Source organism: Rahnella sp. BIGb0236, from assembly GCF_004364755.1.
Classification (GTDB): Bacteria; Pseudomonadota; Gammaproteobacteria; order Enterobacterales; family Enterobacteriaceae; genus Rahnella; species Rahnella victoriana.
The window spans coordinates 504,652-527,583 of record NZ_SOAO01000001.1; the positions used below are offsets into that span (position 1 = coordinate 504,652).

Sequence of the window (22,932 nt, forward strand, 5' to 3'; positions counted from 1 at the left end):
TTCAGGATGTTTTCATTATCGGCTTATGTCATACACAAGAGATGCGGAAAAATAAAAACGCTGAGTCATTGTAAGTCCTCATCCCCGGATTCTATAATCTCACCATCTCACCATCTCACCATCTCACCATCTCACCATCTCACCATCTCACCATCTCACCATCTTTCTATCTTACAATCCCAGACTCTTTGGATTCGATGATGCCAGTGCAGATTAGTCCTGTAATTCTGTGATTATATGATTCTCCCATTACCAGAATCCTGAGATATAAGGATACGTATCAGGATTACAGCACTCTTATCATCCTGGAATCCTGATGCAACGCAGTGAAGAGTATTACTGTATCCCCGAATCCTGAGCTTACAAGATTTAATAATTACAGGAGGCTCATGATTTCCATAACACAGGTATCCAAAGATTTTATAATCCTGTAATCCCACTCTGATTCGAGGATTCGGAGATATCAGGATTTAAAGTTATGAGTATGCTAAACCCCGTACACAAGTCGCTGGCTGCCAGATGATAAGTATCCTGAGATTATAAGATGCAGAATTAATCTCAGGATTATGGGATTTTGTATCCACTTAGGGATTATGTAATCCTGTAATTATATTATAATAATCATGCAGATAGGTTTTTTTGTGGATGTAAAATCCTGAGATTACGGGATTCTGATCAGGATTTCATAATCCAGGGATGGGTGACCATGATTCCTTAATCCTGAGATATTATCCTGTGATTCTGTAATCCCGGCAGGCATCCTGAGATGACAGGATGATAAGATGCGGTACTGTACTGACCTCATCCTGTGATTACAGGATTCTAAGTACAAGGATTTCGTGATTATTGAATCACATGATTCCAGAAGGGTAGCGAAAGAAGATACAAAGATATCAGGATGATAGGATGTAAGAATCATAAGATAATAAGATAATAAGATAATAAGATAATAAGATGATGGGATGACAGGAGGTAGTGCCATGATTTTAGGATGTTAGAATCCCTGAATCCAAAGAGCAGGTAATCTCAGAATTCAGGGATTTCAGGATTTAAATCAGTGGGTGATCACATCCAGTGCTCGCAGATGTTCCGGTTGCCAGGAAAGAAGCACTTCAGCGCCCGGTTGCCACTCCGGCTTCATGGCTGCTGCAGAAAGTTTGACCATGAAATTATCCTGACCAGCGACCTCAGTGATCATGCGCACATGATCACCCAGATAAACAAATTGTTTTATTCTGGCTTTAACATGTTCCATCCCCGGCTGAGGGCTATTCACACTGATACGTTCAGGACGAATCGAGAGCAAAATCTTTTTGCCCGGTGAACTTGGCCGGATTTTTACAGCATGCAGTTGTGTTCCGTCATCAAGCGAGGCGCGATAGTAATCGCCTTCCGCTGCATTGTTGGTCGCCAGCAGGCTGTTATTCTCGCCGATGAATTGTGCGACAAACGCATTATCCGGTTTTTCATAGATGACACTCGGGCTGTCCATCTGCTGTATCACGCCATCATTAAACACCGCAACCCGGTCAGACATGGTCATGGCTTCACTTTGATCGTGTGTGACATACACAATCGTCAGGTCCAGCATCTGGTGCAATTGCTTAATTTCCATCTGCATATGCTCGCGCAATTGCTTGTCCAGTGCACCAAGCGGTTCATCCATCAGGACCAGTTTCGGCTCAAACACCAGTGCGCGTGCAAGGGCAACACGCTGTTGCTGACCACCCGACATCTGGGCAGGGTAGCGATCGGCAAGGGATTTCAGCTTGACCATTTCCAGCACGCGATCAACTTTCTCTTTGATATCCGTCTTGTTGAGGCGGCGGATGGTCAGCGGGAAGGCCAGGTTTTCAGCCACGGTCATGTGCGGAAACAGCGCATAGTTCTGGAAAACCATACCGATATCACGCTGATGGGGTGGCAGATTATGCAAGGGTTTGTCACGGAGCAGGATTTCGCCCTGAGTCGGCGTTTCGAAACCTGCAAGCATCATCAGGCTGGTGGTTTTGCCGGAACCGGAAGGCCCCAGCAGCGTCAGAAATTCCCCCTCATGCACATCAAGATTGAGATTCCTGACCACCAGTTTGTCGCCGTCGTAACTCTTCTTGATATTTTTGAAGCTGACATACGTTCTCATCACGGCACTCCGCAGATAAAAATAATCGAAAATGGATGGACGCGACCCGGCACAATTTGTGCATAAAACATCCTGAGAAGGATCGTCTGTGTGGTGTTATTAAAAATCTTTACCACCCGCCTCAGACGCAAACAAGCATTTTCTGACAAAGCGAAGTAAAAAATAAGCCTGCGGGAAATCTCACAGGCTTATGAATTTTATTGTATTTTTTATTGTACCTTGGGTTTTTGCTAGCAGTCTGCTGAGCATGTTACGCAGGATCAGGCTAGTCACCCGGTTCATCTGGGATGTATCGTTCTGGCGCTGGCGCTGCACTGACCGGATGCAGCCGGCGTCGCAAACAGTCAACGATATGCCCGAACGCTGCCTCAATTTCTTCTTCCGGCACGCAGCCGTAACCGAGCAACAGCCCGCGTCGCGGGGCAGGGCGCAGGTAATACGCAGAAAGCGGGCGCGTCAGGATTTTCTTTTGCTCCAGCTCAGCGCTGAGCGCCACGTCATCGATCGAATCCGGCAAGGATAAAATCAGATGCAGCCCTGCGTTGCTGTTCTCACATAAAAATTCTGTCCCTAATTCCTGTTCAATCAGCCGCGTCAGGGCGTTACGGCGTTTGCCATAAAGCAGACGCATGCGGCGGATATGGGCAGCGTAATGGCCTTCACGGATAAACTCTGCCAGTGTAAGTTGCGTCAGTCCGTTACCTGCGCGATAGAGTTCGGAATGCGCAATTTTCAGGCGCGACGCCAGCGGACGCGGGAGCACGACGTAGCTTATCCGCATCGCCGGATACAATGTCTTGCTGAACGTACCGATATAAATCACCGGCGCATCGCTGCTCAGCCCCTGCAATGCGGGGATCGGATTCCCCGAATAACGGAACTCACTGTCGTAATCATCTTCCACCACCCAACTGCCTTGCTGGCTGGCCATCGTCAGGATTTTTTGTCGTCTCGCCAGGCTCATCACGGACCCGAGCGGGTAGTGATGTGACGGTGTCACGCATATCAGCTTCGGCGCACGGTCCTGCGGCGGGTTGTCGGGTGGATCCATGCCGTTTTCATCCACCGGTACCGGCTGAATTTCTACGCCGTTGATGGTCAGCACATTGCGGATCCCCCAGTAACTCGGTTCTTCAATCCACGCGACGTCACCGGGGTCGCACAGCATTTTTGCCAGTAAATCCAGCGCCTGATGGGTTCCGGCGGTGATCAGGATTTGATCTGCGGTGCAGTCTACCGAGCGGGCAATCCGCAGATAATCAGCCAGCGCCTGTTGCAGTTGCGGGCAGCCGCCGTGGCGGGAGTAGGTGAGGTATTCGGGATGCAGCCGCCGGCTCAGACGATTTTGCAGTTTGCGCCAGATATCGTGAGGAAATTTTGTCACATCCGGCACGCCGGGCATAAACGCGCCCCACTGGTGCGACGCCACGCCGGTGCGCGTCAGCAGTTGCGACCCCCGTTTGGACAGCGATACGTGGCTGCGAAGCGGCGCACAACGCGGGGTGGTTTTATCGGCAATCACACCGTCTTTGGGTAAATCAGCGGTGACGAAGGTACCACTTCCGGTGCGGGTCTGAATGTACCCTTCGGCCTGCAATTGTTCGTAAGCGGCGAGCACGGTATTGCGCGAAATATCCAGTTCTTTGGCCAGGTCGCGGGAGGCGGGTAACCGGCTGCCGGGCGTGATACTGCCGTCAAAGATAGCCTGTTGTAATGCCTGATAAACCCGCTTATTCAGTGTGCCTGTTACGGCTTCTGAAAGTCCTGTCAGGCGCTGCAAAATGAGGTCAGAAAGCAATGAGCGCAAAAGTGGATCCTCAAAATAATTCAAACTGGTTCTGGATTATAGAGCCGCTGGCGGGATAAAAAACAAGAACGGATTGCTTATTCGACAAATTGTTCACCTCGCAACCGGCAGTCCAAAAACATCAACCTTCAGGGCAGGAGCGAAAGATGAGTCACAGTGAACTGGAAAAACGCCGTAAAGCCGCGACACCGCGTGGTGTTGGCGTCATGTGTGATTTCTATGCGGCGAAGGCAGAAAACGCCACGTTGTGGGATGAGCAGGGAAGGGAATACATCGACTTTACTGCCGGGATTGCGGTGCTGAATACCGGGCATCGTCACCCTAAAATCGTTGAGGCAATCCGCCGGCAGCTCGATTTATTCACCCATACCTCCTACCAGATTGTGCCTTACGCCAGCTTTGTTGAACTGGCGGAACGCATCAACGAAATCTCTCCGGTGAGCGGAACAGCGAAAACCACGTTCTTCAGTACCGGAGCGGAAGCGGTCGAAAATGCGGTGAAGATTGCCCGCTCAGCCACCGGCCGCCCTGGCATTATCACGTTCTCCGGCGCATTTCATGGCCGCACGTTGCTGACCATGGCGCTGACCGGCAAAGTCGTGCCTTACAAAGTGGGATTCGGCCCGTTCCCTGCTTCCGTTTTTCACGCCCAGTATCCGAATGCGGTTTACGGCGTCACCACGGAAATGGCGCTCGACAGTATCGAACGTATTTTCCGCAGTGATATCAGCCCGCAGCAAGTCGCGGCCATTTTGTATGAGCCGGTGCAGGGCGAGGGGGGTTTTAATATCGCCCCGGACGATTTTGTAAAAGGGCTGCGTGAAATCTGTGACCGTCACGGCATCGTCATGATCGCCGACGAAGTCCAAAGCGGTTTTGCGCGTACCGGCAAAATGTTTGCGTCGGAATATTATCCGGATGCGAAACCGGACATTGTCACGATGGCGAAAAGTCTGGGCGGCGGGTTGCCGATTTCCGGCGTAACAGGGCGCGCTGAACTGATGGATGCACCGGAGCCGGGTGGCCTCGGCGGCACGTACGCCGGTAACCCACTGGCGGTGGCTTCCGCGCTGGCCGTGCTGGATATCATCCGTGAAGAAAAACTCTGCGACCGCGCCAGCCGCCTGGGCGCTGAGCTGGTGGAAGTGCTGGAAAAAGCCAAAGCGACCTGTCCGGCGCTGGTGGATGTTCGCGGTCGGGGATCGATGGTGGCGGCGGAATTTAACGATCCGGCCACCGGCAAACCTTCTGCCGATCTGACCAGACAGTATCTGCGTAAGGCACTTGATGCCGGATTGCTGATGCTGAGCTGCGGGGTACACGGCAACGTTATCCGTTTCCTCTATCCGCTGACCATTCCTGACGCGCAGTTCCGGGACGCGCTGGCTATTTTGTCCGACGTACTGGCTGACTGAGGAAACCTATACAGTGCAGTGATGCACGAAAGCAGTGCTGATAATCAGAAACTGAAGGGTCATGAGGCATAAAAAAATCACATAACGCCTCTTTCATCCCTGTCCGCCCGCCGTGTTGTGCGTGGCGGACAGAACCAACAGGAATGGCATGGTTTATGCTTTATCATAAAATATGATGCATCATATTTTTAACAATGCCGTTCTCTTCGCGCTTTTCGACTTTTTTTGTTAACCCAGGAGTCACAGCATGTTTAAGAAAATTGCCCTTACCACTCTTCTTGCAGGGTTAGTGTTTCAGGCTCAGGCAGAATCCCTGACCGTGATCTCTTTCGGCGGCCTGAATAAGGACGCTCAGGACAAAGCCTTTTACAAACCCTTTGCCGCCACAGGAAAAGGTACGATCGAGCCGGGGGAGTACAACGGCGAAATGGCGCGTATCCGTGCCATGGTGGAAACCAAACAGGTCGGCTGGGATGTGGTTGAAGTAGAAAGCCCGGAACTGATCCGCGGCTGTGACGAAGGGCTGTTTGAACCGCTGGACTGGAGCAAACTGGGCGACAAAACGCAGTACGTGCCGGGCGCGGTCACCGAATGCGGCGCGGGGATTTTTCTGTGGTCTACCGTGCTGACCTATGACGCCAGCAAACTGAAAAAAGCACCCACCAGCTGGGCAGACTTCTGGGATGTGAAAGATTTTCCGGGCAAACGCGCCCTGCGCAAAAGCGCCAAATTCACGCTGGAAATTGCCCTGCTGGCTGACGGCGTGAAACGTGAAGACATCTATAAAGTGCTGGCGACGCCAGCGGGTGTTGAACGCGCCTTCAAAAAACTCGATCAGATCAAACCGAATATTCAGTGGTGGGAATCCGGCGCACAACCCCTGCAATGGCTGGTCTCCGGCGACGTGGTCATGACGTCTGCCTATAACGGTCGCGTCAGCGCCGCGCAGGGCGAAGGCCATGATTTCAAAATGGTCTGGGATAACAGCCTCTACGACCTCGACAGCTGGGCGATCGTTAAAGGCTCCAGACACAAAGATCTGGCAGAACAGTTTATCGCTTTCGCTAATAAGCCTGAAAACCAGAAAGTCTTCGCTGAAACCATCCCTTACGGCCCGACCGAAAAATCGGTTACCGGCATGATTGACCCGAAATATGCACAGAATCTGCCGACCGCAGAGAAAAACCTGGCAGGCGCATTGCAGGTAGATACTCACTTCTGGATTGAGCATGGTGAAGACTTAGAACAGAGGTTCAACGCCTGGGCCGCGAAGTAAGCACTTCATCCTTCGGTCTGACTCTGCGCTGGCCGCCTTCGCAGACCCCGGCCACATACTTTTGTATGTTCCCGGGGATCTGTCTCAGTTGCCGCCTAGATTCAGACTGAATGATTTTGTGCTGAATATTGGTGAAAAATGAAACCGGAGCCCGCAGCGGGAGAAAAACATGAGCCAAACCGAAATGTTGACCACACCGGTGGCGGAAGGATCTGCGCAAGGGCCGACGCTTCGTCAGCGTTTGCGCAAAGTGGAAGCGGCATATACGCGCCGTTCATTGTTGCTGATTGCGCCGCTGTTGTTGTTTGTTATCGTCAGTTTTTTGTTCCCGATTGCGTCCATTCTCGGCAAGAGTGTGACCAATCCGGAGCTGGACGCAACCCTGCCGGAAACGGTGGCGCAGCTTGCCCGCTGGGATGGCAAAACCGTGCCGGATGAAGCCACGTTTTCCGCGCTGGTCACTGATTTGCGCAATGCCCGCAACAGCGGCCAGATGGCGACCGTCGCCAAACGTTTAAGCTACGAAGATAACCGTTACCGCAGCCTGATCACCGGCACGTTGCGTCACGTACCGCAAGACGGCGGGGCGATCCGTGAACCGCTGATCCGGAGCATGCCGCTGTGGGGCGAACTCAGCACCTGGCAGACGCTGCAACGCGCTGCACGTCCGGTGACGTCCCTCTATTTACTGTCGGCGTTTGACCGCAAGGTGGACGTGGAGAGCGGCCACATCGTCGCACTGCCGCCGGATCAGGCGCTGTACGTCAATGTTCTGCTGCGAACGTTGTGGATGGCGCTGGTGGTCACGCTATGTTGCGTCGCGCTGGGTTATCCGCTGGCGTACTGGCTGGCGAAACAACCGGTCGGGCGCGCTAACCTGCTGATGATTCTGGTGCTGCTGCCGTTCTGGACCTCGCTGATTGTCCGCACCGCGAGCTGGATTGTGCTGTTGCAGTCAGGCGGTCTGATTAACCGTGCGCTGCTTGCCACCGGCATCATTGATCACCCGCTGGTGATGGTGTTTAACCGTCTCGGCGTGTACATCTCGATGACCCACATTATGCTGCCGTTTATCGTGCTTCCTTTATATGCCGTGATGAAGGGCATTTCACCCAACTACGTCCGCGCTGCGATTTCACTCGGTGCGCATCCTTTCTCTGCCTTCTGGCGGGTGTACGTGCCGCAAACGTATGCCGGTGTCACCGCCGGTGCCTTGCTGGTATTTATGATGGCGATCGGCTACTACATCACGCCTGCGCTGCTGGGCGGGCCGGGTGATCAGATGGTCAGTTACTTCGTGGCCTTCTTCACCAACACGACCATGAACTGGGGAATGGCCGCCGCGCTGGGCAGTCAGCTGCTGGTGATTGTGGTGCTGCTGTACATCGTTTATATCCGCGTCACGCGCACCAAAGCTGAAATTGCCGTCCATTAAGGAGCCGGAAGATGAAACACACGATGAAGCAAAAAGGGGCGTTAATACTGCGGTTGTGGCGCTGGTGTTTTAATTTCTACAGCGCGGCAATCCTGCTGTTTCTGATTGTGCCGGTGCTGATCATTGTCCCGCTGTCGTTCAACGCCGGGTCGTTTCTCAGTTATCCGCTGACCGGTTTTTCGCTGCGCTGGTATCAGACATTTTTCCATTCGGATGAATGGCTGAGCTCGCTGGGCAACAGCCTGCTGATTGCGCCGCTGGCCACTTTGCTGGCGACCGTGCTGGGTGTGCTGGCGTCGGTCGGGCTGGTGCGCGGCGAGTTTCGTGGCAAATCGCTGGTGATGGCGATCCTGATATCGCCGATGATCGCGCCGGTAGTGATTATCGCCGTGGGCATGTTCTTCTTCTTTGCCCGCGTGTCGTTGCTCAACAGCTATCTCGGGCTGGTGCTGGCGCATGCGTTGCTCGGCGTGCCGTTCGTGGTGATCACGGTCGTGGCGATACTGAAAAATTATGACCGCAATCTGTCGCGCGCGGCGGCCAGTCTCGGCGCCTCGCCGTGGACCGTATTCCGTAAGGTCACGCTGCCGCTGATTGCGCCCGGTGTGTTTTCCGGTGCGCTGTTTGCCTTTGCGGCCTCTTTCGACGAAGTGGTGGTGACCTTATTCCTCGCCAGTCCGCGCCAGCGCACGTTGCCTATTCAGATGTTTGCCGGTATCCGCGAAAACCTCGATCCGACCATTGCGGCAGCGGCATCGCTGATGGTCGGCGCATCGCTGATTTTGTTGCTGGTGATGGAACTGCTGCGCCGCCGTGGCGAACGCCTGCGTCATTCACCGGTAACACACTGACGTCACATTCATCAGAGGACTTTACAGGTCCTCTTTTTTTGATTATTCCTGATGCATCAAATATCAAAAATAACGGGAGCCATCTTCATGACCGATACAACTCAGAAAAAAACACTTTTACTGACCGGGGCAAGCCGTGGCATCGGTCACGCGACCGTCAAACATTTCTACGCCGCAGGGTGGCGGATTTTCACCGCATCGCGTCAGAACTGGGTGGATGAATGCCCGTGGGCCGAAGGGTTCCTCAACCATATTCATCTTGATCTGGAAGATATCGACAGCGTGCAGAAAGCTTTACCGATGATTAAAGAACGCCTCGGCGGACGGCTTGACGCGCTGGTGGATAACGCCGGTATTTCGCCAAAAACGCCGACCGGCGGGCGTCTGGGTGTGCTCGACAGCGATTATGCCACCTGGTTACAGGTGTTTAACGTCAACCTGTTTTCAACCGCCATGCTGGCCACCGGCTTGTTTGATGAGCTGAAAGCGGCGCAGGGCAGCATTATCAATGTGACGTCGATTGCGGGCAGCAAAGTGCATCCGTTTGCCGGTGTGGCCTACGCCTGTTCCAAAGCAGCACTTTCCACCCTGACCCGCGAAATGGCGCATGAGTTCGGCCCGCATGGCATCCGCGTCAACGCCATTGCGCCGGGAGAAATCGACACCGCCATACTCTCGCCGGGTACGCAGGAGATCGTCGAGCGCAGCGTGCCGTTGCAGCGTCTCGGCAAAGCCGAAGAAGTCGCCTCGCTGATCCATTTTCTCTGTACTTCAGGGGCGTCCTACGTCAATGGCGCGGAAATTCACGTCAACGGCGGTCAGCATGTCTGAAGCCCCTTCTCGGTTGACGGCGGGCCTGCTCACCACTGACGTGCCTCGCGTCAGCACATCGCAGGCCGAACAGATTGCCGCGCAGATTTACGGACTGGACGGCGTGGCGCAGGTGCTGGGCGGCGAGCGTGACAGCAATTTTTGCCTGACCACTCTTTCCGGTCGCGCCTATATGCTGCGCTTTGTGAATCCCGCTGAAGTCCCCGCCGAAGTGGATTTTCAAACCGCCATTCTCAGCCATCTCGCCCGGCGGGACAGCGCGTTACCGGTGCCGCGTTTACAGCAAAGCCGCAGCGGGGAACTTACGCCGCAGGTGGATGTGGCCGGACAAACGCTGACGCTGCGCGCCGTGAGTTATCTGCCGGGTACCGCGCAATATCAGGTGCCGCGCAGCAAAACGCTGATGCGGGCTCTCGGCGAGACGCTGGCCCGTCTTGATATCGCACTGAGCGATTTTGAACATCCGGGGGCGGCGCGTGATTTGCTGTGGGATATCAGCGACATGTCGCGGTTGCACGGCTTGCTACCGCATCTTACTGACCCTGAACAGCGACGCACGATTGCCCGCGTGCTGGATTCGCATCAGCAAAAAGTCATGCCCGCCAGTCCACAACTTCGCCGTCAGGTGATCCACAATGACCTCAACGCCCACAATGTGCTGGTCAGCAGCGCGGACCCGCAGCGTCTGGCGGGCATTATTGATTTCGGCGATGCCCTGATGGCGCCCCTGATTAACGAACTGGCGACGGCGCTGGCTTATCAGCTGGACGGCGAAGGCAGCGATTTATTCCACTTTTGCCACCCGATGATCGCCGCTTATACCGCCCGTCAGCCGCTGACGGAAGCAGAGCTGGAGCTGTTGCCGGAACTGGTCGCGTCGCGGCTGGCGCTGAGTTTACTGATCGCCCAGCACCGCGCCGTACTCTATCCGCAGAACCGCGACTATATCCTGCGTAATCAGGCGCATGCCTGGGGAAGTTTATCGCGGCTGATGACGTTGCCCTTTTCGCAGACTGGCGAGATATTCCGGCAGTGCTGTGCATCTGAACTGAAGTAAAGAGGATGACCATGCTCACAACGCAACAGGTATCAGAAGGCCGCCGGGAATTTCTCGGTGGCGGCTACCGGCTGTTTTATCAGGAGCCGCTGCACGTGGTGCGCGGCGAAGGCGTCTGGCTGTATGACAACGAAGGGCGCCGCTATCTTGATGCTTACAACAATGTCGCGTCCGTCGGCCATTGCCATCCGGCGGTGGTGGACGCCATTGCCACGCAGGCATCGCAGCTCAATACCCATACCCGCTATCTGAACGATGCGATTGTCGAGTTTGCAGAAGATTTTCTGACGGAGTTTCCGCCGGAACTGCGCAACCTGACCATGACCTGTACCGGCAGCGAAGCCAACGATCTGGCATTACGTGTGGCGCGGCAGATTACCGGCGGGCAGGGCGTGCTGGTGACGCGCTGGGCCTATCACGGTGTGACCAGTGCGCTGGCGGAACTCTCGCCCTCGCTCGGCGAAGGTGTTGAGCAGGGCAAAAATGTCTGGCTGATTGACGCGCCGGACACATTTCGCCATCCCGGTGAATTCGCGGCAGGCGTGGAGCGGGCGCTGGACGCGATGAAACAGGCAGGCGTAAAACCGGCGGCGCTGCTGCTGGACACAATTTTCTCCAGCGACGGCGTTTTCAGCCCCGAACCGGCGGAGATGCAACGCGCCGTGGCATGGGTACGGGCGGCGGGCGGATTGTTTATTGCTGACGAAGTCCAGCCCGGCTTTGGCCGTACCGGCAGCCAGCGCTGGGGATTCGCCCGTTACGGCGTGATGCCGGATCTGGTCAGTCTCGGCAAACCGATGGGCAACGGCCATCCGGTCGCGGGACTGGTGGGCAGACCGGAACTGTTCGCCGAATTCGGCCGCCGTCAGCGTTATTTCAACACTTTCGGTGGCAATCCGGTCTCGTGCCGTGCGGCACATGCCGTGTTGCAGGTATTACGTCGCGAGGCGTTACAGCAGAACGCGCAACTGACCGGGGCACTTCTGCGGGAGGGATTACAAAAACTGGCGGCGCGTTATCCGGTCATCGGCGATGTGCGCGGTGATGGCTTGTTTATCGGCGTCGAACTGGTGAGCGATCAGCGCAATACGCCTGCGCCTGAACGCGCCGCCAGTGTGGTCAATGCCATGCGCCGGAAACAGGTCCTGATCAGCGCCACCGGTCCGGCAGCGAACGTCCTGAAAATCCGTCCGCCACTGGTCTTTAAACCGGAACACGCCGCGCTGCTACTGGACACACTGGCGGATGTGCTGGGGGAAATGGGGTGAGAGATTCGTCACGTCGAACCATTTAAGCCCTGAAAGTGTCATTTTTGAACCTTTATGCCGTTCACGACGCTATTTGCGCATTCTGGCAGTAAAAATCGGCATTAAAGGGTCATATTTGACACTTTCGCCTCAGGCTTTTTCACGTCCCACGGCCAGAAATTCCACCATCTTCTGGCTGCCGTCGAGAATATCTTCCTGAATGGCCCGTCGGGCAGCCGCGCTGTCGCCTTTACGCAGCGCGATCAAAATCTCTTCGTGATGCTCAATCGCCATGCGTTCGGAAAAATGGGCATATGCCTGCGCAATCAGCGGGCCGGTGCGCATCCATAAACTGTCGATAAAGTTGCTCAGTAACGGCATGCGCGCGCTTTGCGCCAGCATCAGGTGAAACTCACTGTTCAGGCGCAGGGCTTCGGGTAAATCTTCGTTGCTGATGGCCTGACGGTTGTTATCGATGTTTTGTGCAATCCGCTGTAATTCGTATTCCGTCACCGACTGCGCGGCTTTTTCTGCGCCCAGCCCCTCCAGCTCCAGCCGTAAGGTACGGATTTCCTGATATTGCTGCTCATCGAGCTGCGGCACACGGATATCTTTCGGTGTGCGCATCTCCAGCGCCTGTTCTTTTGCCAGCTGCAAAATAGCATCCCGCACGGGCGTGACGCTGGTGCCAACCTGCTCCGCCAGTTCACGGATACGCAGACGATCATTGGGTTTCAGACGACCGGTGATCAGTGCTTCGCGCAAGGTGGCGTAAACGCTGCTGCCCAGATAAGCGTGATTAATCGAACTGATGGGATAATTCAAAGGTTCACCGTAGCAATAATGTGCGCGCACCCGGAGTTGGGATAAGGGCGTGGAAACCGATTATACAACATGATGCATCAGATGTGAGGGTGGCGGGGACAGGCTTTTATCGGCTTTCATGAGCCTTTACCGGCCAGATCTCACGCTGGCCGGTAAAGGTGAAACTATCGGGAACTTAACTGCCCGCTTCCTGCGGAACGGGGTCATCCTGCAACTGTTTCTTAAAGTGTTTCTCAATCTGCTCTAAGGTTTTGCCCTGCGTCTCCGGCGCGAATATCACGGCGAATAGGCCGCCTGCGACGCCGATGGCCGCGAAGCAGAAGAAGGACAGGGTCAGGCCGATGGAACTCAGCATGATCGGGAACATAAAGGCGATGGAGAAGTTGGTCATCTGCATGGCAAAGACCGACACACCGTTCGCCATCCCGCGGATACGCATCGGGAACATTTCCGACAGCAGCAGCCAGGTGACCGGCGAAAGCGCGCCCTGCTGGAAACACAGGAAAATCAGCATACCGCCTAATACCAGATAACTGCGCACCGCATCCGGATGCCCGTTGACGGTTTCCGGCATCAGCCAGGTCACCAACCCGATGGCAAGCAGCGTCAGGGTGCAGCCAATCTGACCCGTCAGCAGCAACGGACGGCGACCAAAGCGGCTCAGCAGCATGATGCCGACAAAGGTCATGATCACCGAGATCACCCCGTTGGCGATAGTTGCCATCAGAGACGCATTGGTGCTCAGCCCGGTGGCCTGCAACATAGTCGGCGCGTAGAACATAATGGTGTTCACGCCGGAAAGTTGTTGCAGCATGGCGATACCAATCCCCAGAAACACCAGGCGTTTCATCCAGACAGAAATGGTTTTCTGGCGGCGGGAATGTTTCTCGCTTTTGGAACTCATGGAACTGCGGATTTCGCTCAGCTCTTTCTCTACTTTCCCTGCTTTACGGGTACGTTCCAGCACGTCACGCGCTTCGCGATAGCGGCCGTGCATGGCGTACCAGCGCGGCGTATCCGGCAGGAACAGCATCCCGACCCACAAAATCACCGCCGGAACACAGGCGACACCCAGCATCCAGCGCCAGGTGGTCTCACCGCCCCAGACTTCGTTGATCGCCGCGTTACTGGTATAGGCGATCAGCTGACCGGAGACGATCATCAGTTCCTGTAAGGTGACGAACTGCCAGCGGCGATGGGAAGGCACGATTTCGGCGATATAAATGGGCACAATCGCCGCCGCACCGCCTACCGCCAGACCCAGAATAAACCGGCAAATAATCATTATCACCACGTTGGGCGCGGTGGCACAGCCGAGTGAACCGGCCATAAAGATCACCGCCATCACCAGGATGATTTTCTTACGCCCGAAACGGTCCGCCACACGCCCGGCGCAGATTGCACCCACGGCAGAACCCAGGATCAGGAAGCTGGTCACCATCCCTGTGGTTAACGATGTCAGATGCAAATCGTGCTTCATAAACAGCAAAGCACCTGCTATCACCCCGGTATCGTAGCCAAACAGTAAGCCACCGAGGGTGGCAATAAAGGCGATTACTTTTACCAGCGGTTCGGTCGGTTGCGAGGCTTTCACCGTCTCATTCCGATCGCCGCTGTTTATTTTCTCAGTCACAGACGCTCCCTAAATATGGCTATTATTATGGTTATTGTGTGATGCAGATCACACCGTATAACCCTAACCCAAAATGAGAATTTTGAAAGGGAAGTGGCGAAATGAAGGGAAACGGACAGCCGCTGGCGCTGATTTTTCGGAAAATACGTCACCTGCCGCAGGCACCGCGTCATAACTGAATTACACTCAGCAGAACGAATTTTTGTCTGTTTTTTCCGCTTTCTGAGCAAACTGCCCCCGAATTAGGGTCAGAGAAGTCTGTTTACGTGGCGTAGAAGCGTCAGGTTTTGCCTGAAACGGCGCAAACCTATATTCTATCGGCCAATTTACTGAGACAGTTGCAATGAGGTCTATATGATTATCAAACCACGCATCCGTGGCTTTATCTGTGTTACTGCCCATCCGGAAGGTTGCAAGGCGAACGTTAAAGAACAAATCGACTACGTGACCGCGCAAGGCAAAATCGCTGGCGGTCCGAAAAAAGTCCTGGTGATTGGCGCGTCTACCGGCTACGGCCTCGCTGCCCGCATCTCTGCTGCTTTCGGTTCTGACGCTGCCACGCTGGGCATCTTCTTCGAACGTCCGGGCGATGAGTCCAAAACCGCGACTGCGGGCTGGTACAACTCCGCCGCATTCGAAGAGTTTGCCGATGCGAAAGGTCTGTATGCAAAAAGCATCAACGGCGATGCGTTCTCTGATGAAGTGAAGCAAAAGACCATTGAGCTGATCAAACAAGATTTGGGTCAGGTCGATCTGGTGGTTTACAGCCTGGCTGCGCCGCGCCGTACCCATCCGAAAACCGGTGAAGTGTTCAACTCCACCCTGAAACCAATCGGTAAGCAAGTCACGATCCGTGGCATCAATACCGACAAAGAAACCATCAACGAAACCACGCTGGAACCGGCAACGCCTGAAGAAATCGCGGGCACCGTTGCCGTTATGGGTGGCGAAGACTGGCAGATGTGGATCGACGACCTGAAAGCCGCCAGTGTGCTGGCTGAAGGCGCGAAAACCACCGCGTTCACCTATCTGGGTGAAGAAGTGACGCAGGACATCTACTGGAACGGTTCTATCGGTGAAGCGAAGAAGGATCTGGACAAACGTGTTCTTGATATCCGAAGCACACTGGCAGAGCAGGGCGGCGACGCGCGTGTTTCCGTACTGAAAGCGGTTGTGACGCAGGCGAGTTCTGCTATCCCTGTGATGCCGCTGTACCTTTCCCTGCTGTTCAAAGTGATGAAAGAGAAAGGCACCCACGAAGGGTGTATCGAGCAGGTTTACGGTCTGTACAAAGACAGCCTGTACGGCGCTGAGCCACTGGTCGATAACGAAGGCCGTCTGCGCGCTGACCTGAAAGAGATCGCGCCAGAAGTGCAGGAAGAAGTCGGTAAACTGTGGAATGAAGTTACCAACGATAACATCCCTGAGCTGACTGATTTTGCGGGCTACAAAAGCGAGTTCATGCGTCTGTTCGGCTTTGGCCTGAACGGTGTGGATTACGCAGCCGACACCAATCCGGACGTAAAAATCAAACATCTGATCCAGATGTAATCTGATTTAACGCCAAAGATTGCTGAGAACCCACATCCGCCGAAAGGTGGGTGTGGGTTTTTTATATTAAAAATATCCTGCCACACTGCATTGAGTATTCAGTTAATCACATTGTTCTCGTTATAAATAAGGTATACCCTCATTGAGGAAACAGGCAGATAAAAGGAATTTAGTATGGCTGATCGCAAGAGATTTCAATATTTAATAACAAAACCCAAAGTGCTAAATATGCACGTGGGTCGCTGTTATGCGTTGGCTTAAAGGTGTGTTCGGCGCGATTATTGCAGCAGCAGCAGCAGCAGCAGCAGCTGCTGCTGCTGTCTGGTTGTCATTTTATTTTATTTTCCATTTCGATACTTTGCCGGAAAAATTATTTTATGTTTTGGTGTTGGGAATCTGTATTACAGTTTTTGGTAAAGTTCTGCATGAATTTTCCCCACAAAAATAAGAAATTTCACTCAATATATTATGATATGAAATTTCACATGAGAAGTGTTTTTAGTTATTGATTTAAAAGGAATATATTTTATTGATAAACCTTGTCTCACAACGAAAACAGGGTGATAATCACCGCTATTTTATTTAAAAGGATTTTATTGTCATGGAAGTTAAGGGATTGGTAGCGATTTTGAGTATGGTCTTGTTGTCTGGAATGTTAGTTGCCTGTGATGCGTCAGATGGGTCATGGAAGTTAAAACATAAAAAAACCTGGAAAGAAGTTTTCTGCAACATAGCCACAACTAAATAATCAGAGGGATTGATATGAGCAAAATTTTTAAAGTATTCATTATCCTGCTCGCAGGTTTTTTTCTTTTTGTTATGTCATTGGTTATTTTTTTGTTAAATATAAGTAATTCGGGAGGTTTGGGCGGGATCTTATAGCATGCCTTAATTACGCTGGCTCTTCACAAAATCTAGGGGGTGTGATGCCTGTCCTGTATTTTTCTACTTTAGCACTGTCATTGTTTTTGTTTTTCCCGATGTCGCCAGAAAAAATTATATACCTCCTCCTTGTGTTAATCGTTTTCTCATTGATAACGAAATCGCGGGGAATGAAAACTCATCGCTGGATATTTATAATTCAGTTCGCTTGTTCAATAGCGGTTGTTGTCAAAACGTATCAGCAATATAATTTTTTCATCTGTATCTTTAGTCTCTTTATATGCGTGTTTTTTGTTTTGCTTACGGCCCCTTTAATCCATGAGGATAAAGGGGGAATTAAAGTGACTAACAAGATGCTGCCATCTGCGCCGAAATTTGCAGAGCATGATGTTGAGTTGAAAATTCGAGTCAATGATTTAAATACTAACATAGCATTTATATATGATGAATATAAGTATAAAAATGGATATTTCCATTGTGTCTCAGAGATTTCAGCTTTCCGAAAAGATGACTGTCCTTTCGGGAATCAATTACTACTCAAAAGTCTCCATCAAGAAACGAAAGTTTTAAGCCGGTTGGCTGGGCAGGTGATCCATAAAAAAGATGTGAGTCATCTATCAGCGGATAGCCTTTATGCTTTTTTTGACAACAAAATGAAAATTAAAGGGCTTCAAAGCGGTGAATTCAGCATAGTATTTGAAGAGCACGATCTTACAGCGATTCGCATAATAGAATATACTTGTCGTGGTAGCGAATGGTATGAGCTCACTTTAGAAACTTGTGAAGATCGTATTTTTCTTGATGATTTATTAAATGAACATCACAAATCCGATCTCGATATTCATAAGTTTGCTATACTATTAGCAAAGGTATGGAACCTCCCATTGGAATATAGTCATATTAATATGAATTAAATATATTTTAAATTTCGTGGGTCTAGTTGAAGTGCTATGGGAAATTATTTAGCGTAGAGCAACAAAAAAATGCCGCACCGTCAAATTATGCGGCATCTTTCATTTCCTCACTACCTTCTCCATACATAAACCTCTTTGTGATTGATAAGGGAGAAGGTCGTAGTGACGATTGACCCTGCCCCAAAATCCTGCTCCATTCAGAAACAGAATTCCGGCATGATAATGACTCCCCTGAACGGAGGATGTGCCGATTAAAAAGTCACGATTCACCGAAGAGCAGATTGTTTTTGCCCTGAAGCAGGCTGAACTGGGTACGTCCGTGCCGGACGTCTGTCGCAAACTGGGCATTTCGGATGCCACTTTCTATACATGGCGTAAAAAATATGGCGGCATTTCTCCTTCTGAGCTGAAGCATATGCGGCAACTGGAAGAGGAAAATCAGCGTCTGAAGAGGCTGATTGCCGATCTGAGCCTCGACAAGGCGATGCTGCAGGACGTGCTGGCAAAAAAGAGCTGACGCTGGCACGCCTGCGCGAATGGGGCAGGGATTTGCAAGCCCGCTACGGTGCCAGTGAGAGACAGGTCTGTTTTGCGCTGCGGGTCAGCCGCGCTCGTTTTGATATCGTTCTGTGGCCGCCGACGACAGCGCACTGCGGCTACGCATCCGTGAGATAACCGAAACCCGGGTTCATTACGGGTACCGCCGGGTACACGTGATGCTCAGGCGGGAAGGCTGGCGCGATAATCACAAAAGAATCTACCGCCTCTACTTAATATTCTGTCCCGAAGTATTAATTCCCCATCGGTGAATTTTCAAACAGCTTCGACAAAATTGAGCTTTCATTAGCCGTAATTACAGCTAATCCCCTACAGCACCATTTCCTGATGCTGCAGGGGAAGAAAGACTGCTGAGGTCAATTCACTGCTTTAAGTTGCCGGACTTCCTCTTCTTCAAGATCATCATTGAGTCGTTGCAATTGCTCAGCCAAAATCAGTAACAACACATAATTTGGGTTATTGTCATCCGGATTTTCAAGCATCACATTTACCAAAACACGAGAGCGATCGACCAGTTTTCTGGCAGAGGGGTGTTCAATAGTGAATTTCATAGATACCTCCAGAGGAGGCTGACGTGAGAAGGTTGGACAGTGGACATTGAGGTCAGCGCTCCGCTTAATCATTAGAATGCAAATAGCAGCACAGCATTATTGCTACCGACACTCGTGATATTCGGAACGCCAATTCCGGCTGCAGTTTTGCTGCAACGTGGGAATTTTATCGCCATTCGCTGCCCAAAAACTATATCAGGGCTCTGTTTTTTTTAATTTTTATCACTCTTTTCTGAGTGAATCGTACAGGTCACCCGAAAACTTTAAACCGGACAAGGTTTTTATGTAGCTTAAAGCAATAAAGAGGGCATTTTAAACTTTGTTGAACTCGCTAGCGAAAGCCATTGTCATGACGAAAATCTTCTACTTTTACTCTGACTCAAGAAAACCGACTCTACCAGCCACATCAATCCCGTCGCTATCCGTGTTGATGCCATTTACGCCTGGCGTGGTGATAAACTAATCCTGACAAATCAGATCGCCTACGAGGCCCATAACAATCCTATTTTTAAGTGCTGGAAGAAAGGATTTCTACGAGGGCTTCACTCGTTTATAAAAAATAATATAGATTTACTTTTAGTGTAACTATATCGAAATTTATAAACTAACTCAGCCATTCTGTCATGACCTTTTCGAGTTTCTCCAGTGACTGCGCGCGCTTTTCCTCCGACATCCGTTCAATATTGCGCAGCTTCCATTGAACTGCTGGCAAATTCTGAATGTGGGCTTCTGGTGCTAAATTCCAGTTTGGTTCACCGCGTTTAAATGACATCAGGAAATCGAAATCCCGTTGAGTGAAATGCGCTTTCAACGCTCTGAGCATTCTTTCCGGGACCTCTCTTAGCGCTTCCAGTGAGACCTTCTCAAAGGTCATGCCGCTGAATTCATTTTGAAAGGGCCCAGTAATATCCTTCCAGCGTGGGCTAAGCACTTCGGACAATGGGCGATTATGGCTAAGCAAATAAGCGATGAAACCATTGAATATTGCGCGGTCGATTCCGTGTGTATCAAGGAGCATTTTGACGTCGTAGAAATCTCTGGGATGCTGGCGATCTAACGCAGCACATAGCTTGCCGCCGTATAAGTCAGGCAGCGAAACAACCGGGGTCGTTGCAAAACCAAATTCTTCCTCCACGGCTTCCACGACGTCTCGTTCTTGCGGTGGATACAATGTTCCCCGGGCAACGGGTGAAACTTCGATTTTAATTTGTGCGTCGTCCGTAGTGGCAATAATACGCATCTCATCGGGATTATTGGTTTGCAGCACTGCGCTGAGTCCGGCTTGTGTTTCCAGTTTAGCGGCGATGCGGGTCAGCGCTTCCCGCACGTTGGGCAACGCGACCTCTCTGCTTTCCAGCGGGATGTAGGCCAGATCGATGTCCACGGATAATCGGGGAAAATCACGGATGAATAAGTTGATCGCTGTTCCCCCTTTCAGCGCAAAACAGGTCTCGTTAGCAACATAGGGTAACGCTCGCATCAGCAGGGCGACCTGACGGTAGTATGGGGACGTTTTATCCATGGCTTATTACCTTTTTAGTAAAATTCTCGGGCACAGTAATCTGATATTGCGTGTTCAGTTTGCCATTAACAACGACTTGTCTTTTGCCCGATCCCAGGTCGATTTTGGTGGTATCCACCCGTTTGAACCATGCATGTTCATAGAAACTGGCGAAAAACAGATAGAGACGCTTGGTTTGTACGGACTGGCTGAGCGTAAGCAGCTTCTCCACTTTACGTGGGTTGAGATTGACCAGCCCCTGAAAAAGCTCGGCAGCGTGCTCAAATGAGAATTCCTGAGGCACTGCACTTAACATTTCATAGGCTGCGAGTTCTGGCGTACTGGCGGTTATTTTTTTCCCTTTAACCTCAAGCTCTGTTCGGTATTTTTCATCCAATTCAGGGAGCTTCAGAGCTGAGACCACCAACCACTCAACGCCGGGAAATTCTTTAAACCATTTGGGCAATATCGCTTTGTTTTCAGCGCTAAGCCAGCATTGACTCTGCTTAAGCTGTAGGTAATGGGAACGGCCCTGCCAGGAGAGACTACTCAGTCCTGCCAGATGCACCGGCGCTTCAAGCTGGCGTTGCAGACACCATAGTGCATCACTCCAGTCTGGTTCTCGTCCTGCGCGCGCGTAAACGCCAGCCCGCAGTTTTATTAACCAGCCATTTTGCGCGTATTTGAAGGCCAGAGAAGGCGATATGTTGTTCCTGGTCAGCCAGGACTGCAAAACCAAGCTTCCCGGAGAGGTGTTTTGCAATAGCCAGTTTATTTTTGATGTCATAGATTCACTTAGGGTGTAACTATAATAAAAAAAGTAAACTACTTAGTGAGTGAAAAGTCAATGTATGGTGTCTGTCGTGCATAAACGTTTCCAGCGAGAGTGGTATCAGCGAAACCTGTCTCTGTCATTGGATCGCTATCCGGGGGGCGTCAGTGGAAAGAGCCCATGCCGGATGACTAAATACCATCAGTGGCAGATAGCGTACGGGTAAATTCCGAAATGCTTGTTTCAGTTGGGCTGGAAATGATTACTTCAGAGGTATTTTTTGAAAGATCCGCCCGTCATGCATACTGCCAGCCCAATCCCTGCCGCCGTTGGTAAAAAACATATTCTGGTACAAGAAAAATTGGCAACGCCCGCTAAAACAATCCCGTTGCTGTCAGGCTGGTGCCGAACATACGCCTGGCTTGGTGATAAACAGCCCGGACTCATGGCTTGCGCCGAATCGCCGTAAGACGCGTCTTACCAACCCTCAATCAGCCCGATGATGATAGTCAGAGCACGCAGCGGCACCGCCTGCAAAAAATATTGCCAGATGCAGCACAAAGGTGAGGGTGATATTTTCAGAAGACTATTTATCCCCTAAAACCGACAAGCCGACCGAAGTTATTGATGAAAATCATTAGTTGAACAATTGTAAGAGATATAAGCACAGTGTGGGGTTATGACCACCGGGCTCAATAAAAAAGCCGCAGTCTTTTCAGGTGTGCGGCTTTGTGTATTCCAGCATTACTTTCCAGAAACATCACCCATAAGCCACTTTGTGATTGATATGGTAAAAGGTCGCGGTGGCGGCCATGACGTGTTGCTGTTCTTTGCCCGGTTTGTGCGATTCCACATTGGTGATGTGGTAGCCGACGGCACCTGCATCCAGCGCTTTTTTAACAAATGCGTTGTTGAGTTCTTCCATGGAGGTGGCCCAGGATACCGTGGTCACGCCGACGGCTTGCAGGGAGGCGATCTCACGATGCGATAACCCTGCGCGGACCAAAACAGGCTTAACCGCTTTTGGATAGAATATAGATAAAACATCATTCACTAAGCCTTTCATGGATTTACCCCTCATCAGGTCATTTTCTAAATCGGATAGTCAGTCGCGCTGTAAATGAAAACGGGTGATTGCGCACCTGAATTATTTAGCGGGGACAAGGCTAATAAACACCTTTCCATGTAAACACCTTTAGCTTTAATTGCTAATTCATTGTTAAGCAATCTTCCGCCACAATTAACGCGAGAGTGAAAGAGGATATTTTCATCTGGTTACAGGTTCGTTATTTTTGACATGAATGCAAAAAGGGCGCATTCCGCGCCCTGATATCCGTTTCTACTTTCTGTCAGACGTTCTTACCGTCCGCTGAATAATTTCATGCGTTCGGGGATCAAAATACCGGCTTGGCCAGATCACGCCCGGATGTATTTCCAGCGCCTGCGCGATAAGCATTTCACCCTTTGGCCAGGGCCTTGCCAGCGCATTAGAAAGCGTCGAGGATTTCAATCCGGCAGCGCGGGAAACAGCCGCCAGCGTTGTGCCTTTTTTACGTAATGCGGCGATGATATCGGCCTGATGCCAGTCGTGATTATTCATAATAGTGCGCTCCTGTTTTTGACTGTGCAGGAACGGCGATGCAGAAAGGCAGAAAGGTCGGGCTGTGGGATAGTTTCATTTTTGAA

Annotated in this window: 19 protein-coding genes and 1 pseudogene; 11 read left to right on the forward strand and 9 right to left on the reverse strand. The window is 51.6% G+C overall.

The features are described from left to right. Positions 1–1,054: 1,054 nt before the first annotated feature. Complete coding sequence (locus EDF78_RS02215; RefSeq protein WP_095925422.1) at positions 1,055–2,140, reverse strand: ABC transporter ATP-binding protein; 1,086 nt, start codon at positions 2,138–2,140, stop codon at positions 1,055–1,057. Positions 2,141–2,405: 265 nt separating this feature from the next. Next, positions 2,406–3,947, reverse strand: a complete 1,542-nt coding sequence (locus tag EDF78_RS02220; RefSeq protein ID WP_133822413.1) for a PLP-dependent aminotransferase family protein — start codon at positions 3,945–3,947, stop codon at positions 2,406–2,408. A gap of 146 nt (positions 3,948–4,093) precedes the next feature. Between EDF78_RS02220 and EDF78_RS02225 the strand changes: the two genes are divergently transcribed. The 7 genes from EDF78_RS02225 to EDF78_RS02255 all read left to right on the forward strand — a co-directional run bounded on the left by EDF78_RS02225 (position 4,094) and on the right by EDF78_RS02255 (position 12,080). Then, positions 4,094–5,362 carry a 4-aminobutyrate--2-oxoglutarate transaminase gene (locus EDF78_RS02225; RefSeq protein ID WP_131693601.1) on the forward strand — a complete coding sequence of 423 codons (1,269 nt, stop codon included), beginning with the start codon at positions 4,094–4,096 and terminating at the stop codon, positions 5,360–5,362. 247 nt (positions 5,363–5,609) lie between these two features. After that, positions 5,610–6,638: an ABC transporter substrate-binding protein gene (locus EDF78_RS02230; RefSeq protein ID WP_133822414.1), complete on the forward strand. Its 1,029-nt coding sequence runs from the start codon at positions 5,610–5,612 to the stop codon at positions 6,636–6,638. Positions 6,639–6,807: 169 nt separating this feature from the next. Then, the gene (locus EDF78_RS02235; RefSeq protein ID WP_133822415.1) at positions 6,808–8,073 is read left to right on the forward strand and encodes an ABC transporter permease; all 1,266 of its coding nucleotides are present in this window, start codon (positions 6,808–6,810) and stop codon (positions 8,071–8,073) included. Between the two features lie 23 nt (positions 8,074–8,096). Then, positions 8,097–8,924 (forward strand): ABC transporter permease, encoded by an 828-nt coding sequence (locus EDF78_RS02240; protein ID WP_095925835.1) that lies wholly within the window; start codon positions 8,097–8,099, stop codon positions 8,922–8,924. 87 nt (positions 8,925–9,011) lie between these two features. Continuing rightward, entirely contained in the window at positions 9,012–9,755 is a 744-nt protein-coding gene (locus tag EDF78_RS02245) for an SDR family oxidoreductase (protein WP_131693599.1), read from the forward strand. Then, positions 9,748–10,812: a phosphotransferase gene (locus tag EDF78_RS02250; RefSeq protein WP_133822416.1), complete on the forward strand. Its 1,065-nt coding sequence runs from the start codon at positions 9,748–9,750 to the stop codon at positions 10,810–10,812. Before EDF78_RS02245 ends, EDF78_RS02250 begins: the two co-directional genes overlap by 8 nt. 11 nt (positions 10,813–10,823) lie before the next feature. Further along, positions 10,824–12,080, forward strand: a complete 1,257-nt coding sequence (locus EDF78_RS02255) for an aminotransferase class III-fold pyridoxal phosphate-dependent enzyme (protein ID WP_133822417.1) — start codon at positions 10,824–10,826, stop codon at positions 12,078–12,080. A 129-nt stretch (positions 12,081–12,209) separates the two neighbouring features. Here the strand turns inward: EDF78_RS02255 and EDF78_RS02260 are convergent, their stop codons facing one another. Together EDF78_RS02260 and EDF78_RS02265 are read right to left on the reverse strand one after the other, a co-directional pair. Then, complete coding sequence (locus EDF78_RS02260) at positions 12,210–12,884, reverse strand: GntR family transcriptional regulator (protein ID WP_133822418.1); 675 nt, start codon at positions 12,882–12,884, stop codon at positions 12,210–12,212. A gap of 175 nt (positions 12,885–13,059) precedes the next feature. Then, positions 13,060–14,517: a sugar porter family MFS transporter gene (locus EDF78_RS02265; protein WP_131693594.1), complete on the reverse strand. Its 1,458-nt coding sequence runs from the start codon at positions 14,515–14,517 to the stop codon at positions 13,060–13,062. 354 nt (positions 14,518–14,871) lie between these two features. Between EDF78_RS02265 and fabV the strand changes: the two genes are divergently transcribed. From fabV to EDF78_RS25690, 4 genes and pseudogenes are all read left to right on the forward strand, one after another. Beyond that, positions 14,872–16,068, forward strand: a complete 1,197-nt coding sequence (fabV, locus tag EDF78_RS02270; RefSeq protein WP_133822419.1) for an enoyl-ACP reductase FabV — start codon at positions 14,872–14,874, stop codon at positions 16,066–16,068. Positions 16,069–16,315: 247 nt separating this feature from the next. Continuing rightward, positions 16,316–16,516 carry a hypothetical protein gene (locus EDF78_RS02275; protein ID WP_133822420.1) on the forward strand — a complete coding sequence of 67 codons (201 nt, stop codon included), beginning with the start codon at positions 16,316–16,318 and terminating at the stop codon, positions 16,514–16,516. A gap of 775 nt (positions 16,517–17,291) precedes the next feature. Further along, positions 17,292–17,864 (forward strand): hypothetical protein, encoded by a 573-nt coding sequence (locus EDF78_RS02280; RefSeq protein WP_133822421.1) that lies wholly within the window; start codon positions 17,292–17,294, stop codon positions 17,862–17,864. Between the two features lie 250 nt (positions 17,865–18,114). Further along, a pseudogene (locus EDF78_RS25690) lies at positions 18,115–18,634 on the forward strand (transposase); the annotation flags it as partial. 144 nt (positions 18,635–18,778) lie between these two features. Here the strand turns inward: EDF78_RS25690 and EDF78_RS02295 are convergent. The 5 genes from EDF78_RS02295 to EDF78_RS02320 all read right to left on the reverse strand — a co-directional run bounded on the left by EDF78_RS02295 (position 18,779) and on the right by EDF78_RS02320 (position 22,846). Continuing rightward, positions 18,779–18,973: a hypothetical protein gene (locus EDF78_RS02295; protein WP_133822423.1), complete on the reverse strand. Its 195-nt coding sequence runs from the start codon at positions 18,971–18,973 to the stop codon at positions 18,779–18,781. 604 nt (positions 18,974–19,577) lie between these two features. Continuing rightward, on the reverse strand, positions 19,578–20,495 hold the full coding sequence (locus EDF78_RS02300) for a nucleotidyl transferase AbiEii/AbiGii toxin family protein (RefSeq protein ID WP_133822424.1): 918 nt from the start codon (positions 20,493–20,495) through the stop codon (positions 19,578–19,580). Continuing rightward, positions 20,488–21,261, reverse strand: a complete 774-nt coding sequence (locus EDF78_RS02305) for a type IV toxin-antitoxin system AbiEi family antitoxin (protein ID WP_133822425.1) — start codon at positions 21,259–21,261, stop codon at positions 20,488–20,490. The genes EDF78_RS02300 and EDF78_RS02305 overlap by 8 nt, the downstream gene beginning before the upstream one ends. A 745-nt stretch (positions 21,262–22,006) precedes the next feature. Continuing rightward, positions 22,007–22,312, reverse strand: a complete 306-nt coding sequence (locus tag EDF78_RS02315) for a DUF1471 domain-containing protein (RefSeq protein WP_095925436.1) — start codon at positions 22,310–22,312, stop codon at positions 22,007–22,009. A 273-nt stretch (positions 22,313–22,585) separates the two neighbouring features. Then, positions 22,586–22,846 carry a helix-turn-helix transcriptional regulator gene (locus EDF78_RS02320; protein ID WP_095925437.1) on the reverse strand — a complete coding sequence of 87 codons (261 nt, stop codon included), beginning with the start codon at positions 22,844–22,846 and terminating at the stop codon, positions 22,586–22,588. Positions 22,847–22,932: the final 86 nt, after the last annotated feature.

Excerpts from the sequence above, each read along its gene's own strand:
- EDF78_RS02215 (WP_095925422.1), bottom strand. The coding sequence starts at position 2,140 with ATGAGAACGTATGTCAGCTTCAAAAATATCAAGAAGAGTTACGACGGC.
- EDF78_RS02225 (WP_131693601.1), top strand. The coding sequence starts at position 4,094 with ATGAGTCACAGTGAACTGGAAAAACGCCGTAAAGCCGCGACACCGCGT.
- EDF78_RS02230 (WP_133822414.1), top strand. The coding sequence starts at position 5,610 with ATGTTTAAGAAAATTGCCCTTACCACTCTTCTTGCAGGGTTAGTGTTT.
- EDF78_RS02235 (WP_133822415.1), top strand. The coding sequence starts at position 6,808 with ATGAGCCAAACCGAAATGTTGACCACACCGGTGGCGGAAGGATCTGCG.
- EDF78_RS02240 (WP_095925835.1), top strand. The coding sequence starts at position 8,097 with ATGAAGCAAAAAGGGGCGTTAATACTGCGGTTGTGGCGCTGGTGTTTT.
- EDF78_RS02245 (WP_131693599.1), top strand. The coding sequence starts at position 9,012 with ATGACCGATACAACTCAGAAAAAAACACTTTTACTGACCGGGGCAAGC.
- EDF78_RS02250 (WP_133822416.1), top strand. The coding sequence starts at position 9,748 with ATGTCTGAAGCCCCTTCTCGGTTGACGGCGGGCCTGCTCACCACTGAC.
- EDF78_RS02255 (WP_133822417.1), top strand. The coding sequence starts at position 10,824 with ATGCTCACAACGCAACAGGTATCAGAAGGCCGCCGGGAATTTCTCGGT.
- fabV (WP_133822419.1), top strand. The coding sequence starts at position 14,872 with ATGATTATCAAACCACGCATCCGTGGCTTTATCTGTGTTACTGCCCAT.
- EDF78_RS02275 (WP_133822420.1), top strand. The coding sequence starts at position 16,316 with ATGCGTTGGCTTAAAGGTGTGTTCGGCGCGATTATTGCAGCAGCAGCA.
- EDF78_RS02295 (WP_133822423.1), bottom strand. The coding sequence starts at position 18,973 with ATGAAATTCACTATTGAACACCCCTCTGCCAGAAAACTGGTCGATCGC.
- EDF78_RS02300 (WP_133822424.1), bottom strand. The coding sequence starts at position 20,495 with ATGGATAAAACGTCCCCATACTACCGTCAGGTCGCCCTGCTGATGCGA.
- EDF78_RS02305 (WP_133822425.1), bottom strand. The coding sequence starts at position 21,261 with ATGACATCAAAAATAAACTGGCTATTGCAAAACACCTCTCCGGGAAGC.
- EDF78_RS02315 (WP_095925436.1), bottom strand. The coding sequence starts at position 22,312 with ATGAAAGGCTTAGTGAATGATGTTTTATCTATATTCTATCCAAAAGCG.
- EDF78_RS02320 (WP_095925437.1), bottom strand. The coding sequence starts at position 22,846 with ATGAATAATCACGACTGGCATCAGGCCGATATCATCGCCGCATTACGT.